Annotated in this window: 14 protein-coding genes; 10 read left to right on the top strand and 4 right to left on the bottom strand. The window is 65.2% G+C overall.

Going from position 1 to position 14858, the window contains the following annotated elements:
- Positions 1–5: 5 nt before the first annotated feature.
- From cobU to AABD04_RS10270, 3 genes are read left to right on the top strand one after another with little or no spacing between them, the layout of a single operon-like run.
- Positions 6–575, top strand: a complete 570-nt coding sequence (cobU, locus tag AABD04_RS10280; RefSeq protein WP_341441109.1) for a bifunctional adenosylcobinamide kinase/adenosylcobinamide-phosphate guanylyltransferase — start codon at positions 6–8, stop codon at positions 573–575.
- Positions 572–1672 carry a nicotinate-nucleotide--dimethylbenzimidazole phosphoribosyltransferase gene (gene cobT, locus AABD04_RS10275; RefSeq protein ID WP_341441108.1) on the top strand — a complete coding sequence of 367 codons (1101 nt, stop codon included), beginning with the start codon at positions 572–574 and terminating at the stop codon, positions 1670–1672. The genes cobU and cobT overlap by 4 nt, the downstream gene beginning before the upstream one ends.
- Positions 1673–1674: 2 nt before the next feature.
- Positions 1675–2436, top strand: a complete 762-nt coding sequence (locus tag AABD04_RS10270) for an adenosylcobinamide-GDP ribazoletransferase (RefSeq protein WP_341441107.1) — start codon at positions 1675–1677, stop codon at positions 2434–2436.
- Here AABD04_RS10270 and AABD04_RS10265 read toward each other — a convergent pair.
- Entirely contained in the window at positions 2433–3536 is a 1104-nt protein-coding gene (locus tag AABD04_RS10265) for a branched-chain amino acid aminotransferase (RefSeq protein WP_341441106.1), read from the bottom strand. The genes AABD04_RS10270 and AABD04_RS10265 overlap by 4 nt on opposite strands.
- A 41-nt stretch (positions 3537–3577) precedes the next feature.
- The gene (gcvT, locus tag AABD04_RS10260) at positions 3578–4678 is read right to left on the bottom strand and encodes a glycine cleavage system aminomethyltransferase GcvT (RefSeq protein ID WP_341441105.1); all 1101 of its coding nucleotides are present in this window, start codon (positions 4676–4678) and stop codon (positions 3578–3580) included.
- Positions 4679–4795: 117 nt separating this feature from the next.
- On the opposite strand from gcvT, the gene AABD04_RS10255 reads away from it, so the two are divergent.
- A complete protein-coding gene (locus tag AABD04_RS10255) occupies positions 4796–6319 on the top strand; it encodes a leucyl aminopeptidase (RefSeq protein WP_341441104.1) in 1524 nt (507 codons plus the stop codon).
- A 49-nt stretch (positions 6320–6368) separates the two neighbouring features.
- Here AABD04_RS10255 and AABD04_RS10250 read toward each other — a convergent pair whose 3' ends face one another.
- On the bottom strand, positions 6369–6710 hold the full coding sequence (locus AABD04_RS10250; protein WP_243609938.1) for an oxidoreductase: 342 nt from the start codon (positions 6708–6710) through the stop codon (positions 6369–6371).
- A 378-nt stretch (positions 6711–7088) separates the two neighbouring features.
- Between AABD04_RS10250 and sucB the strand changes: the two genes are divergently transcribed.
- The 5 genes from sucB to AABD04_RS10225 all read left to right on the top strand — a co-directional run bounded on the left by sucB (position 7089) and on the right by AABD04_RS10225 (position 12571).
- Positions 7089–8888: a 2-oxoglutarate dehydrogenase, E2 component, dihydrolipoamide succinyltransferase gene (gene sucB / locus AABD04_RS10245; RefSeq protein ID WP_341441103.1), complete on the top strand. Its 1800-nt coding sequence runs from the start codon at positions 7089–7091 to the stop codon at positions 8886–8888.
- 149 nt (positions 8889–9037) lie between these two features.
- Positions 9038–9928, top strand: coding sequence for a TIGR01777 family oxidoreductase (locus AABD04_RS10240; RefSeq protein ID WP_243595043.1), 891 nt, complete (start codon positions 9038–9040; stop codon positions 9926–9928).
- A gap of 21 nt (positions 9929–9949) precedes the next feature.
- Entirely contained in the window at positions 9950–10729 is a 780-nt protein-coding gene (gene lipB / locus AABD04_RS10235; protein ID WP_341441102.1) for a lipoyl(octanoyl) transferase LipB, read from the top strand.
- 10 nt (positions 10730–10739) lie between these two features.
- Positions 10740–11753 carry a lipoyl synthase gene (gene lipA, locus AABD04_RS10230; RefSeq protein ID WP_176459221.1) on the top strand — a complete coding sequence of 338 codons (1014 nt, stop codon included), beginning with the start codon at positions 10740–10742 and terminating at the stop codon, positions 11751–11753.
- A 62-nt stretch (positions 11754–11815) separates the two neighbouring features.
- Entirely contained in the window at positions 11816–12571 is a 756-nt protein-coding gene (locus tag AABD04_RS10225) for a DUF4191 domain-containing protein (RefSeq protein ID WP_341441101.1), read from the top strand.
- 40 nt (positions 12572–12611) lie between these two features.
- Here AABD04_RS10225 and AABD04_RS10220 read toward each other — a convergent pair whose 3' ends face one another.
- A complete protein-coding gene (locus AABD04_RS10220; RefSeq protein WP_341441100.1) occupies positions 12612–13076 on the bottom strand; it encodes an RDD family protein in 465 nt (154 codons plus the stop codon).
- A 167-nt stretch (positions 13077–13243) separates the two neighbouring features.
- Between AABD04_RS10220 and glnA the strand changes: the two genes are divergently transcribed.
- Entirely contained in the window at positions 13244–14680 is a 1437-nt protein-coding gene (gene glnA, locus AABD04_RS10215; RefSeq protein ID WP_032368128.1) for a type I glutamate--ammonia ligase, read from the top strand.
- Positions 14681–14858: the final 178 nt, after the last annotated feature.

The raw sequence follows: 14858 nt of genomic DNA, 5'->3' as shown, positions 1-14858 counted from the left end.
CGTCTGTGGACGCACCGACTCGAACCCTCGTGCTCGGTGGAGCCAGATCCGGCAAGTCCGGGCACGCTGAATCGCTTGCCGTGCTCGAGCCGGTTCGGTACGTCGCCACCGGCAGGCGCGATGCCACCGACGACGATTGGCAGTGCCGTATCGAGCGGCATCGCGCGTCGAGACCGAAACAGTGGTCCACCGTCGAAACCGTCGCATCCCTGTCGGGTGTCGTCTCGCAGCCGTGGAACGGCACCACCCTCGTCGACGATCTCGGAACGTGGTTGACGGGAATGCTCGACGACGCGGAGGCATGGGAGCTACCCCGTGGCACCATCGCACCGGCCGTCGACGCTCTGGTCGATGCTGTCGCCGAGTCCACCTCTTCCCTTGTACTCGTCAGCCCCGAAGTAGGTCTGTCCGTGGTGCCCGAATCCCGTTCCGGTCGCCTCTTTCGCGACGAGCTGGGGCTGCTCAATTCTCGGCTCGCAGCAGTATGTGACAGGGTTCTGCTGGTCGTCGCTGGGCTCGCGCTGCCCCTCAAGGAACCACCGGCGGACTTCATCACCGCGAAAGGCACAGTGTGACAACTCCTTCGGAAGAAGAATCGGCGTCGTCGCCGTTTCGACCGGTATCCGCTCCGTCCCACTCGGCTCGATCGGCCGCCGCGGACAGGCAACGGGAATTGACCAAACCGGCCGGAAGCCTCGGCCGCCTCGAGGCGCTCGGTGAGTGGATCGCGTCCTGCCAGGACGCCTGCCCGCCGCGGTCTTTCGAGCGAGTGCGGGTGGTCGTCTTCGCGGGCGATCACGGCGTCGCTGCGCACGGGGTCTCGGCCTATCCTCCCGAGGTGACGGCGCAGATGGTCGAGAACATCCGGGCCGGCGGCGCAGCGGTCAACGTGCTCGCGCACATCGCCGATGCCACGGTGCGGGTTGTCGATGTCGCGGTCGACGCCGATACCGATACGTCGGTGTCCGCGTTCAAGATTCGACGGTCCAGCGGGTCCATCGACCGCGAGGATGCACTCACCGAGGACGAGGTTCGGGCCGCGATTGCTGCCGGAGCCGCCATCGCCGACGAAGAAGTGGACGCCGGCGCGGATCTTCTCATCGCAGGCGACATGGGCATCGGAAACACCACTCCTGCAACGGTATTGATCGCCACCCTGACCGACACCGAACCGGTTGCCGCCGTCGGTCGCGGCACTGGAATCGACGATGCCGGGTGGATCAGGAAGACCGCAGCCATCCGGGATGCCATGCGCAGAGCACGGCCGGTCGCCAAGAACCCCACCGACCTGCTGCGGGTCGCGGGCGGTGCCGACATCGCGGCCCTCGCCGGCTTTCTCGCCCAGGCCGCGCATCGGCGAACACCGGTGATCCTCGACGGCCTCGTGGTGACAGCGGCCGCGGTGGTGGCCGAGGACGCGGCAGCCGGAGCACGGGACTGGTGGGTTGCCGGGCATCGATCGGCCGAGCCTGCCCATTCGCTTGCGTTGCGGCACTTGCGTCTCGAACCGATCGTGGAGTTGGAGATGCGTCTCGGAGAAGGTTCGGGTGCACTGGCAGCACTGCCTCTGGTTCGTGCGGGCGTCGGTACGTTGAATTCGATGGCCACCTTTGCCGACTCCGGTGTCAGTTCCGGCGACAGCGAGGCCCACAGCAGTATCGAAGACCACTGACGGTGTGCAGGCGAGCCGATGCACTGGTGCTCGCGTTCTCCTGGTTGACGGTGTTGCCTGTGCGCGGCCCGGACGAGGTCGACAGGCACTCCGCCGGCCGAGCGATAGCGTTGGCTCCGCTCGTCGGTCTTGCCCTCGGCGGCATCTGGGCGGCAGTCCTGTGGGTGTCGGTCACGGCGGGACTGTCGCCACTGCTCGGCGGCCTGCTCACCGTTGCTGCCGCGGCATTGCTGACTCGGGGCATGCATCTCGACGGCTTGGCCGACACCGCAGACGGATTGGGCTGTTACGGCCCACCCGAACGAGCGCGAGAAGTCATGAAGTCCGGCAGTGCTGGGCCCTTCGGGGTGGCGGCCATCGCCCTGATCCTGGCGATTCAGGCCGCGAGTGTCGGCCAGCTCGCGGAGCAGCAGCTGTGGTGGGCCATCGCTGCCCTGCCGGTGATCGGCCGAGTGTCGGTGGTGCTCGCGTGCCGCCGCGGAACCGACGCGTCGTCGCCGAACGGTTTCGGTGCGCTCGTCGCTGGCACGCAGTCGAACGTGACTCCGGTGCTGTGGGTGGTTGTCACAGTGGCGATCTCCGTGTTCGCACGGGGCGATCACCCGTGGCAGGGACCGCTGGTGGTCCTTGCCGTCCTGGCGATCGGAACAGCGGCCACTCGGCACTGTGTCCGACGCTTCGGTGGACTCTCCGGGGACGTGCTCGGAGCAGGAATCGAGACCACCACTGCCCTGGCCGCGATCGGCCTGCTTCTCGGAAGTTAGCGGAGCGTGGTCATCCAACCGTGGGTGTCGGCGAACGTGCCGCGCTGAATGCCGGTGAGCGTGTCACGCAGTGCGAGCGTGATCTCGCCCGGCTCCCCGCCCGCGATCTCGAACGTTCCCTCGGTGGACTTGACGCTGCCCACCGGAGTGATGACGGCTGCTGTGCCACAGGCGAACACCTCGGTGATTTCGCCGGAGTCCGCACCCTTGCGCCATTCCTCGGTGGAGATCCGCCGCTCTTCGACGGGGATGCCTGCGTCCGTCGCCAGGGCCAGCAGCGAGTCGCGGGTGATACCGGGGAGAAGTGATCCGGACAGCGACGGCGTCACCAGGCGGGCATCGGAGCCCGAGCCGAAGACGAAGAACAGGTTCATCCCGCCCATTTCCTCGACGTAACGGCGCTCGGTGGCGTCGAGCCACACCACCTGGTCGCATCCCTCGTCGCTGGCCTGCGCCTGCGCCAGCAGCGATGCAGCGTAGTTGCCCGCGAACTTCGCGGCACCCGTGCCGCCCGGTGCCGCCCGGACGTATTCGGTGGACAGCCAGACGCTCACCGGCTTGACGCCTCGGGGGAAGTACGCGCCCGCGGGCGAGGCGATCAGCATGTAGCGGTACGAGTCGGCGGGGCGCACACCGAGCCCGGCCTCGGTGGAGAACATGTACGGCCGGACGTACAGAGCGTCTTCGCCGCCTGCTGCGGGGACCCAGTCGTGGTCGAGTTCGAGAAGCTTCTCGATCGATCCGATGAACAGCTCGTCCGGCAACTCCGGCATCGCCAGACGGCGGGCCGAGGAGCGGAAACGCTCGGCATTGGAGTGCACCCGGAAGGTCGAGAGGTCGCCGTTCGGCTGACGGTAGATCTTGAGGCCTTCGAAGATGGCCTGGCCGTAGTGCAGCACCATCGCGGCCGGGTCGAGTTCGATCGGCCCGTAGGGCGCGATCGTCGCATCGTGCCATCCGCCGTCACGGGTGTAGTCGATGTACACCATGTGATCGGTGAAGTGCTTTCCGAAACCGGGTGCAGCGAGTACAGCGGCGCGCTCCACGGGAGTGGCGGGAGAGGGATGCTGCACGTACGCGAACTCGGAAACACCTGTCATGCCGGAGATCCTATCGTCAAGGCCGTTGCGCTCTCGCGCGGTCACCTGGTCTTCGCTGCGACGAACGGCGGCGCGACAACTTCGCAGCGCAACGCTCGGCCACGAACGTCGACCTCGACCTCGGTGCCCACCTCCGGAGCGGCTCCCGCGTCGAGCAGGGCGAGGGCGATTCCGATCTTGAGCGACGGCGAGAACGTGCCGGACGTCGTCGTGCCGATCTGCTGTCCGGATGCCCGAACGGCCAGGCCGGGACGAAGGACACCACGATCGAGTGCCTTCAGTCCGCGCAGCACTCGTGTCGGTCCGCTCGCCTTCTCGGCGGTCAGGGCCTCCTTGCCCCAGAACGCGTCCTTCTTCCACCCGATCGCCCAGCCGCAACGGGCCTCGAGGGGCGAAATATCCAGTGCCAGTTCGTGTCCGTGCAGCGGGTACCCCATTTCGGTGCGCAGCGTGTCACGCGCGCCGAGCCCGCACACCTGCCCTCCGCGCGCTCTCACCGCAGCCAGGAGGGCACGGAAGAGAGGTTCCACATCTGCTGCCGCGGGAACGAGCTCGTACCCGTGTTCGCCGGTGTATCCGGTTCGGCACACGCGCACCTCTCTCGAATTCCACGTGGCGTCCTCGAACGCCATGTAGTCCATGTCGGTCGGCAGTCCCAGTTCCTGCAGCACCCCTGCCGATTGCGGCCCCTGCACCGCCAGCACTCCGAACTCGCGGTGCTGGTTCACCACCGACACACCCTCGGGTGCCTGCTCGGCCATCGCCGCGACGACGGCGGCGGTATTGGCTGCGTTCGGCACCAGAAAGACATCGTCGTCGGAGACGTAATACGCGATCAGGTCGTCGACGACACCGCCCGTTTCCGTGCAGCACAGGGTGTACTGCGCCTTGCCGGGTTCGATTCGGTTCAGATCGTTGGTCAGTACGGAGTTCACGAACGCGGCCGCTCCGGGTCCGGTGACCGACGCTTTACCGAGGTGTCCGACGTCGAAGAGTCCCACGGTCTCTCGTACCGCCGCGTGCTCGAGAACGACCCCGGCATAGGACACCGGCATGGTCCAGCCGCCGAAAGGTGCGAATGTCGCGCCCAATTCGGTGTGCGCGGCGTGAAGTGGTCCCTCGATCAGCTCGGTGTCCGTCATGGCGGTCACGCTAGCTCACTTCGTGGCGGTCACGGGCCCGGCAGACCGACTGCGTTCGCCGATCGTCCGTCACTAGGATCGAGGTACGTACACGTCAACCCCTACAGGAGCAGCCACGTGCCTTCCCCTTCGACGCCTTTCCGCACTCTCGGACCCGACCTGGTCCTGGCGGGCAAGCTCGGTAAGAAAGTCGACGTTCTCGTCGTCGCGCTGAGTACGAGTGACGACGGCCTCGAACTCGCCATCACCGACGACATTTCCGACGACGCCATCGCAGCAGCGCTACTCGACGCTTTCGAGTCCGTCGGAGCCACCGGCAAGGCCGACGAGCTGGTACGCATTCCCGCACCGTCGGGCCTGTCCGTGGACAGCGTGTTGGCCGTCGGCCTCGGCAGCGCAGCCGACATCGACAGCGAGCGCATCCGCCAGTCGGCCGGAACTGCGGCTCGCGCACTGAAGGGCGTGGATACGGCCGCGACGACGTTGTCGGCACTCGACCTCGGCGCGGCCGCGGAGGGGTTCTTCCTCGGCGCGTATCAGTTCACCGAGTTCAAGTCCGCACTGTCGGCACCGAAGGCCGACGGTCTTCCCCTCGCCCGCGTCGAGTTGCTCGTTCCCGACACTCGCTCCAAGGAAGCCAAGAACGAGCTGGCACGATCGGTCGCCATCGCCGAATCCGTGGCTGTGGCACGCGATTTCGTCAACACCCCGCCGAGCCACCTCTACCCGGAGGAGTTCGCCGCGCAGGCCAAGGCTCTAGGTACCGCGGCCGGATTGAAGGTCGAGATCCTCGACGACAAGACTCTGGAGAAGGACGGCTACGGCGGCATCCACGGCGTCGGCAAGGGTTCTTCGCGGTTGCCGCGACTGGTTCGCCTGACGCACTCGGGCGGTAAGCGGGGCGCGAAGAAGGTCGCCCTGGTCGGCAAGGGAATCACGTTCGACACCGGCGGCATCTCCATCAAACCCGCTGCGGGCATGGAGAACATGACCTCGGACATGGGCGGTGCGGCTGCCGTCATCGCGACGGTGATCCTGGCCGCGAAGGTCGGTCTGCCTCTCGATGTCGTCGCGACGGTGCCGATGGCCGAGAACATGCCGTCGGGCACCGCGCAGCGTCCGGGCGATGTGCTGACCCAGTACGGCGGCATCACCGTCGAGGTCATCAACACCGACGCCGAGGGCCGCTTGGTGTTGGCCGACGCGATCGTGCGTGCCTGCGAGGACGATCCGGATTACCTCATCGACACCGCGACACTGACCGGAGCTCAGGTGGTTGCGCTCGGCAATCGAACGCCGGGGGTCATGGGTACCGAGAACTTCCGCGACCGCGTCGCCGAGATCTCTCAGGCCATCGGCGAGAACGCCTGGGCGATGCCGCTGCCGAAAGAGATTCGGCGCGAACTCGACTCCAAGGTGGCCGATCTGGCGAACGTCACCAACGGCCGGGCCGGTGGAATGCTCGCTGCCGCTCTGTTCTTGAAGGAATTCGTCGCGGACGGCGTCGAATGGGCTCACATCGACGTGGCGGGTCCGGCGTACAACACCGGCGGACCGTTCGGGTACACCGGCAAGGGTGGCACCGGGGTACCCGTCCGGACGATGTTCGCCGTACTCGAGGACATCGCAGAGAACGGCTGATCGCGAAAGTCCGTGCGTGCGGATCGGTGTCCGCACGCACGGACTTCGGTCACAGGTCGCGCTGCTGCTGTTCGCGCCTCTTGATGACCTTCTGGCGAGCGTCGTGGTCGCGCATGCGCTGGGGATAGCCGGTCTTGCGGACGTCGTACACCGGGATCTTCAGGTCGGGTCCGATCTTTCGTGCATATTTTTCATCCAACGGCCGACGAGTCCATTCGCCGTCGTTCGCGATCAGCACGACGGTCAGCGGGGTGACCGTCGTCTTCGGCTCGACGTAGGCCTCGACACCGATTCGCGCGGCGCTCCAATCGGCCAGGTACTGGGCGACCGACCCCTCCGGGGCTCGTTTCGCGCCCCCGCCGCTTCGCTTGAGTCGATCGAACAATCCCACGAGAACATCCTTTTCGTACGGCCGATGGATCACCGGTTCTGGTGCCGGAATGTTGTTACCCGCCAGTTTGCCAGGCGTGTTGCACGCCCTAGGGGAACGGCGAGGCGATAACAATGGAAGGATGACATTAGAGGGTTCAGCTCTCTTGATAGTGAACCAAGGCTCGTGAAGTGAGTAAGTGAATTGCCGAGAGGGAGTGTCGACGTGGGCGCTGTATCGAGCGGAACCTGCTCGATCGGTGCCGTGTGCACCGGTGCCTCCGTCGAATCGAATCACGCAACTCTCGTCCATGAACCCTGTTCCGCCAGCACAATGGTCTGCGACCACAAGTCGTAAGAACTACATCACCCGCATACAACTGTCGAGGAGTCAACAGACATGGCCTTCTCCGTCCAGATGCCAGCTCTTGGTGAGAGCGTCACCGAGGGAACTGTCACGAGGTGGCTCAAACAAGAAGGCGACACCGTCGAAGTCGACGAGCCATTGCTCGAAGTCTCCACGGACAAGGTCGATACCGAGATCCCGTCGCCTGCTGCCGGTGTTCTCACCAAGATCGTCGCTCAGGAAGACGACACCGTCGAGATCGGTGGTGAGCTCGCCCAGATCGGTGACGCGGGCGAGGAATCCTCGTCCGACGCACCGTCCGAGGACGCCGCGCCCGCCGAGGAGTCGGCACCCGAGGAGGCTGCCGAGGAGCCCACTCCCGCAGCCGAGCCCGAGCCGCAGGCCGAGGAGGAGGCACCCGCAGCGAGTGCATCGTCCGACTCGTCCAGCTCGTCCGGATCCGGCACGCCGGTCACGATGCCCGAGCTGGGTGAGTCCGTCACCGAAGGCACAGTGACCCGGTGGCTCAAGGCCGTCGGCGACGAGGTCGCTGTCGACGAGCCGCTGCTCGAAGTGTCCACCGACAAGGTCGACACCGAGATCCCGTCTCCGGTCGCCGGAACTCTGCTCGAGATCTCCGCCGAGGAAGACGACACGGTCGCCGTCGGAGGCCAGCTCGCCGTCATCGGATCGGGATCGCCGGCCGAGAAGGCTCCCGAGCCCGAGGCCACGCCGGAACCCGAGGCCCCGAAGGCCGAAGAGCCGAAGAAGGAAGAGCCGAAGCAGGAGGCTCCGAAGCAGGAGGCTCCGAAGCAGGAAGCCCCCAAGGCCGAGCCGAAGCCCGAGCCCAAGCAGGAGGCTCCCAAGGCCGCTCCCGCCAAGGAATCGGCACCGTCGGGTGATTCCAGCCCGTACGTCACTCCCCTGGTGCGCAAGCTGGCGTCGGACAACGACGTCGACCTGTCGACGGTGAAGGGCACCGGAGTCGGTGGACGCATCCGCAAGCAGGATGTGCTCGCCGCAGCCGAGGCCAAGAAGGCTCCGGCCGCTCCGGCTGCCGATGCTGCGCCTGCCGCCGCATCGAAGCCCGCTGCCCCGGCCACCGCTGGTGTTCGCCCGGAGCTCGCGCACCTTCGCGGAACCACGCAGAAGATCAACCGGATTCGACAGATCACCGCGAAGAAGACGCGTGAGTCGCTGCAGACCTCTGCACAGCTCACGCAGACCTTCGAGGTCGACGTCACCAAGATCGCGGGCCTGCGCACCAAGGCGAAGGCGAAGTTCGCCGAGAGCGAGGGCGTCAACCTGACGTACCTGCCGTTCTTCGCGAAGGCCGTCGTCGAGGCTCTCAAGGCGCACCCCAACGTCAACGCGAGCATCAACGAGGACGCCAAGGAGATCACGTACCACGCCGATGTCCACCTCGGTATCGCCGTGGACACCGAGCAGGGTCTGCTCTCCCCCGTCATCCACAATGCAGGCGATCTGTCGCTCGCCGGAATCGCTCGGGCGATCAACGACATCGCCACCCGTGCACGCTCGGGCGGACTCAAGCCCGACGAGCTGTCCGGTGGCACGTTCACGATCACCAACATCGGCAGCCAGGGCGCGCTGTTCGACACCCCGATCCTGGTTCCGCCGCAGGCGGCCATGCTCGGCACGGGTGCGATCGTCAAGCGTCCGGTCGTCGTCAAGGACGACTCGGGCAACGAGTCGATCGGTGTTCGCTCGATGTGCTACCTACCGCTGACCTACGACCACCGCCTGGTGGACGGAGCCGACGCGGGACGCTTCCTCACGACGATCAAGCAGCGTCTCGAAGTAGCGTCGTTCGAGGCCGATCTCGGCCTGTAGGCAACCGGCGAATCGCGTCTCTCACGTATTCTCGTGAGAGCGCGAAACATTCGCATCGGAGTCTCGAAAAGAGGGGCACGAACCGTGCATCCGGGGCATCATTCGTTCGCGAATGATGCCCCGTTTGCGTCAAGGAGGCTTTCGTTCACATGCGCGTAGTCATTGCAGGTTCATCAGGTTTGATCGGCACAGCTCTGGTCGCAGCACTGCGGGGCCGGAGCCACGACGTCACCCGTCTCGTTCGGCGCGCGCCGGCGGGACCGGACGAATCCCAGTGGGATCCGTCGCGCGGGAGCATCGACACCGCCACGCTCGACGGTGCCGACGCCATCGTCAACCTCTGCGGCGTCGGTATCGGCGACAAGAGATGGTCCGGGGCCTACAAGCAGTTGGTACGAGACAGTCGCATCGCGCCGACCGAGGTGCTCGCGGCGGCTGCCGCCGACGCTGGAGTACCCACCTTGATCAATGCCAGCGGCGTCAACTTCTACGGCGACACCGGCGACCGAGTGGTCGACGAGAGTGCCCCCGTCGGTGAGGGATTTCTGGCCGAGGTCTGTCGAGACTGGGAGAACGCCACCTCGAGGGCGTCGGAAGCCGGTGTCCGAACGATACTTCTGCGCAGCGGTGTGGTGTTGTCGCAACGCGGCGGCATGCTGGGCAAGCTCCGTCCGCTGTACCTGTTCGCACTCGGCGGACGGTTGGGCAGCGGCCGTCAGTACTTCCCGTGGATCTCTCTGGAGGACGAGATCGGTGCCATCGTGCACGGCATCGAGAACGACTCACTGCGCGGGCCGGTGAACATGGTGGGCCCGACTCCGGTGACCAATGCGCAGTTCAACAGTGCGATGTCGCGGGCGGTACATCGGCCTGCCCCGTGGGTGGTGCCCGGCTTCGCATTGAAAGCCGTGATCGGCGAGTTCGCCGAGGAGGCCATCCTGACCGGGCCACGGGCAATTCCGAAGGCTCTCGAAGACGCGGGTTACACCTTCGAGCACAACACGATCGGGGAAGCACTGCGGGTGGCCGTCGGCTCATGACGCGGCGTACCGTTCCGACTCATGAGTGATGCGAACTCTCCGTCGGTCGCAGTGTCGGCACGTGCGAGCTCCGAGCCGGTCGTGGTGCGAGAGTTGGGCACCGTCGAGTACACCGAGGCCTGGGCACTACAGCGCGAGATCGCCGGTGCCCGGGCGGACGGCGTCGGCTCCGACACGCTGCTGCTGCTCGAGCATCCGTCCGTCTACACCGCTGGCCGACGTACCTCCGAGGAGGACATGCCGCGGGACGGTACCCCCGTCGTCGAGGTCGATCGTGGCGGCAAGATCACCTGGCACGGTCCGGGTCAATTGGTGGGCTACCCCATCGTCGAACTCGCGCACCCCATCGACGTCGTCAGGTACGTGCGCCGTATCGAAGAAGCGCTGATCTCGGTCGTGTCCGCCTACGGCATCGGCTGCGGGCGCGTCGACGGGAGATCCGGGGTGTGGCTCGCGGCGCAGATGCGAGACGGCGTGTGGCTGCCCGAACGCAAGATCGCTGCGATCGGGGTCCGCGTTCAGCGCGGAGTGACGCTGCACGGTTTCTCTCTGAACTGCAATGCGGCCATGACGGGGTTCGACGCCATCGTGCCGTGTGGCATCGCCGATGCCGGTGTGACGTCGCTGTCGCTGGAGCTGGGCCGAGACGTCTCGATCGACGACGTCACCCCGGCGGTCACCCGCGCTGTGCTGGCCGCCTTGGACGGGTCGATGCCCGTGCAGGACCACGAGATCGAGCATCCGCCGGTCGCGGAGGCGTCGATCAACCCGCGGTTCACGACGGTCCGCTTCGGCGCGTAGCATCGATCCTGTGACTGTGGCCCCAGAAGGACGCAAGCTGCTCCGCCTCGAGATCCGAAACGCGGAGACCCCCATCGAACGCAAACCCAACTGGATCAAGACCAAAGCGAAGATGGGCCCGGAGTACACCGAGCTCAAAGGTCTTGTGAAGCGCGAAGGTCTGCACACGGTGTGCGAGGAAGCCGGCTGCCCCAATATCTACGAATGCTGGGAAGATCGCGAAGCGACCTTCCTCATCGGCGGTGAGCAATGCACCCGCCGTTGCGATTTCTGCCAGATCGACACCGGCAAGCCGGAGGATCTGGATCGGGACGAGCCGCGCCGGGTGGCGGAGTCCGTGCAGGCCATGGGTCTGCGCTACTCCACGATCACCGGCGTCGCTCGGGACGATCTGGAGGACGGCGGCGCGTGGCTGTATGCCGAGACGGTTCGGTACATCAAGAAGCTGAATCCGAACACCGGCGTCGAGCTGCTCATCCCCGACTTCAACGCCAAGCCCGATCAATTGGCCGAGGTCTTCTCGTCGCGCCCCGAGGTGCTGGCTCACAACGTCGAGACGGTGCCGCGGATCTTCAAGCGCATCCGTCCGGCCTTCCGGTACCAGCGGTCGATGGACGTCATCACCGCGGCCCGCGACGACGGCCTGGTCACCAAGTCCAATCTGATCCTCGGCATGGGTGAAACCCCCGAAGAAGTTCAGGAAGCCATTCGCGACCTGCACGAGGCCGGGTGCGACATTCTGACCATCACCCAGTATCTGCGTCCGTCACCGCGCCACCACCCGGTGGAGCGTTGGGTCAAGCCGGAGGAGTTCGTCGAGCACTCCGATTACGCCACCGAGATCGGGTTCGCCGGTGTGCTGGCCGGGCCGTTGGTCCGCTCCTCGTACCGCGCGGGTCGCCTGTACGCACAGGCCATGGCCCATCACGGACGAGAGCTGCCCGAGAGCATGAGTCACCTCACCGACGGTGGCGAAGCTTCTCAGGAGGCCAGTTCGCTGATGGCACGTCTGGCGGCTCGCTGATCGTCGTCGGCCAACCCGGCGCGGTGCACGTGAGCGCCGGCACAGGACGTATCCTGTGAAGCATGGCGAACGGCAGTAAGGCTGGCAAAGCAGCGAAGCCCAGCAAGGAAGTAAAAGCAGCTGCCAAGGCGGCGCGCAAGCAGGCATCGAGGGAACGACGCAAGCAACTCTGGCAGGCGTTTCAGATGCAGCGCAAGGACGACAAGGTTCTCCTTCCGCTGATGATCGGAGCGGTCGTCGGGCTGGGACTCGTCGGATTTCTGATCGGTCTCGCGTTCGGATTCCAGTGGTTCCTGCTCCCCATCGGCTTGCTTCTCGGTGTGCTCGTCGCCTTCATCATCTTCGGCCGCCGGGTACAGAAATCCGTGTACAAGAAGGCCGACGGCCAGGCCGGCGCAGCCGCCTGGGCGCTCGACAATCTGCAGGGCTCGTGGCGGGTGACCAATGCGATCGCCGGAACCACCCATCTCGACGCCGTGCATCGCGTCATCGGTAAGCCGGGTGTCATTCTCGTGGCCGAGGGTGCACCTCATCGCGTGAAGACACTGCTGGCCCAGGAGAAGAAGAAGACCGCCCGCCTGGTGGGCGATACACCGATCTACGACATCATCGTCGGAAACGAAGAAAACCAGATTCCGCTCTCGGGACTGCAGAAGTACCTGTCGAAGTTGCCGAAGAACATCGACGGCAAGCGTATGGACACCATCGAATCGCGGCTTTCCGCGCTAGGCACCAAGGGTGGGCCGGCGATGCCGAAGGGCCCCGTTCCCGGCGGAGCCAAGATGAAGGGCGTTCAGCGGACCATGAAGCGCCGCTAGCCACTCACGACCACTCCGACAGCCCTGGTGCGCAGACCCCTCAGCGGGTCCGCAGCAGGGCTGTTCCCGTTGCCCGGTCGTGCATTCCGCGACCGTCCATGTCGGTGACGATCGCCGGGACGACGAACAGCAGGATCAACTGCCGCACCAGTGCACGGACGAAGCCGACTCGCGCGTGTGCGTCGATGCGGCCCACCTGAATACCGACGATGAACTGCCCCGGGGTGAACGAGAACAGCGAGACGGTCACCAGACCGACGCCGAACCACACGGCCAGCACGATCGTCGAGATCAGTCCGCTCGTGGTGTAGCCACCGAGAATCAACGACGCAACGCCGGTTGCCATCGTCCAGTCCAGCACCAGCGCGAGAACTCGGCGTCCGGTACCGGCCAGAGCGCCGACCCCCTGCTTCGGTAGGCCCAACTCCTCACCACGGAAGTTCTGGGGTTCTCGCGGGTTCGCAGCCGCCGGTCCGGACAACCAGGACCCTGTCATTCGTGCCATGATTTCCAGGATAGGCGCGGTCGGGTACACGGGAAAACACACGGACGTACTGTTGTTCGTGCCACTCGTGAACCAGGACGCGTAACACGGGCGAAACACGAGCTTGACGGGCGGGCAACACCATGTCCATAACGTCAGGTTGACGGACTCAACAAAGGAGCAAAAGCGTGGCGTTTTCCACGGCCCAAGAGGTCATCAAGTTCATCGCGGATGAAGGAATCGAATACGTCGACATCCGGTTCACGGATCTGCCGGGCGCACAGCAGCACTTTTCGATCGCCGCGAAGGCGTTCACGGCGGACACCCTGGAAGACGGCCTCGCGTTCGACGGTTCGTCCGTCCGCGGCTTCCAGTCCATCCACGAGTCCGACATGATTCTGCTTCCGGACTACGCCACCGCTCAGGTCGATCCCTTCCGCAACGCGAAGACGCTGAACATCGACTTCTTCGTCCACGATCCGTTCACGCGTGAGGCCTACAGCCGCGACCCGCGCAACGTCGCACGCAAGGCCGAGGAGTACTTGGCCAGCACCGGCATCGCCGACACCGCGTACTTCGGTGCCGAGGCCGAGTTCTACATCTTCGATTCCGTGCGCTTCGATTCGCAGGCGAACGGCGCTTTCTACGAGGTCGATTCGTCCTCGGGTTGGTGGAACACCGGGGCCGAGACCGAGGCCGACGGCAGCCCGAACCTCGGTTACAAGGTTCGCTTCAAGGGTGGCTACTTCCCCGTCGCTCCGTACGACCACTACGTGGACCTGCGCGACCAGATCTCGACGAACCTGCAGAACGCAGGCTTCGAGCTCGAGCGTGCGCACCACGAGGTCGGCACCGGTGGACAGCAGGAGATCAACTACAAGTTCAACACGCTGCTCCGCGCGGCAGACGATCTGCAGCTGTTCAAGTACATCGTCAAGAACACCGCATGGCAGAACGGCAAGTCGGCGACATTCATGCCGAAGCCGCTGTTCGGAGACAACGGCTCGGGCATGCACGTGCACCAGTCACTGTGGAAGGACGGCAAGCCCCTCTTCCACGACGAGGCCGGATACGCCGGGCTGTCGGATCTCGCCCGTCACTACATCGGCGGCATCCTGCACCATGCGCCGTCGCTGTTGGCATTCACCAACCCCACGATCAACTCGTACCACCGTCTGGTGCCGGGCTACGAAGCCCCCATCAACCTGGTCTACAGCCAGCGCAACCGCTCCGCTGCGGTCCGTATCCCGATCACCGGCAACAACCCGAAGGCAAAGCGCCTCGAGTTCCGTGCGCCGGACTCCTCGGGTAACCCGTACCTGAACTTCGCTGCTCAGATGATGGCCGGTCTGGACGGAATCAAGAACAAGATCGAGCCGATGGCTCCGGTCGACAAGGATCTCTACGAGTTGCCGCCCGAGGAGGCCAAGAACATTCCTCAGGCACCGACCTCGCTGAACGCGGTCATCGACCGGCTCGAGGCCGACCACGACTACCTCACCGAGGGTGGCGTGTTCACGACCGACCTGATCGAGACCTGGATCTCGCTCAAGCGTGAGCAGGAAATCGCTCCCGTCAACCTGCGTCCGCACCCGTACGAGTTCTCCCTGTACTACGACGTGTGATCGACCTGACTTCACACTGAGAACGCCCGGCCGATTCTTTCGGCCGGGCGTTTTCGTGTTCTGGATTGTTTCTGTTCCGTGCCGATTCCGGCAAATTGCAACAGAATTCGACCCGGTCGGCGTTTGATAGTCGGTACGTGGGGTAAAGACCTGTATCTGCTGAGGGCGAACAGAGGAC

The sequence above is a fragment of the Rhodococcoides navarretei genome, assembly GCF_038069675.1.
In the GTDB taxonomy this organism is placed as follows: Bacteria; Actinomycetota; Actinomycetes; order Mycobacteriales; family Mycobacteriaceae; genus Rhodococcoides; species Rhodococcoides navarretei.
The sequence above is the reverse complement of the archived record's forward strand: the minus strand, read 5'-3'. Positions and strand labels throughout refer to the sequence as shown.

Coding starts and splice junctions, on each gene's coding strand:
- AABD04_RS10265 (WP_341441106.1), bottom strand. CDS start 3,536: ATGACAGGTGTTTCCGAGTTCGCGTACGTGCAGCATCCCTCTCCCGCC.
- gcvT (WP_341441105.1), bottom strand. CDS start 4,678: ATGACGGACACCGAGCTGATCGAGGGACCACTTCACGCCGCGCACACC.
- sucB (WP_341441103.1), top strand. CDS start 7,089: ATGGCCTTCTCCGTCCAGATGCCAGCTCTTGGTGAGAGCGTCACCGAG.
- AABD04_RS10240 (WP_243595043.1), top strand. CDS start 9,038: ATGCGCGTAGTCATTGCAGGTTCATCAGGTTTGATCGGCACAGCTCTG.
- lipB (WP_341441102.1), top strand. CDS start 9,950: ATGAGTGATGCGAACTCTCCGTCGGTCGCAGTGTCGGCACGTGCGAGC.
- AABD04_RS10225 (WP_341441101.1), top strand. CDS start 11,816: ATGGCGAACGGCAGTAAGGCTGGCAAAGCAGCGAAGCCCAGCAAGGAA.
- AABD04_RS10220 (WP_341441100.1), bottom strand. CDS start 13,076: ATGGCACGAATGACAGGGTCCTGGTTGTCCGGACCGGCGGCTGCGAAC.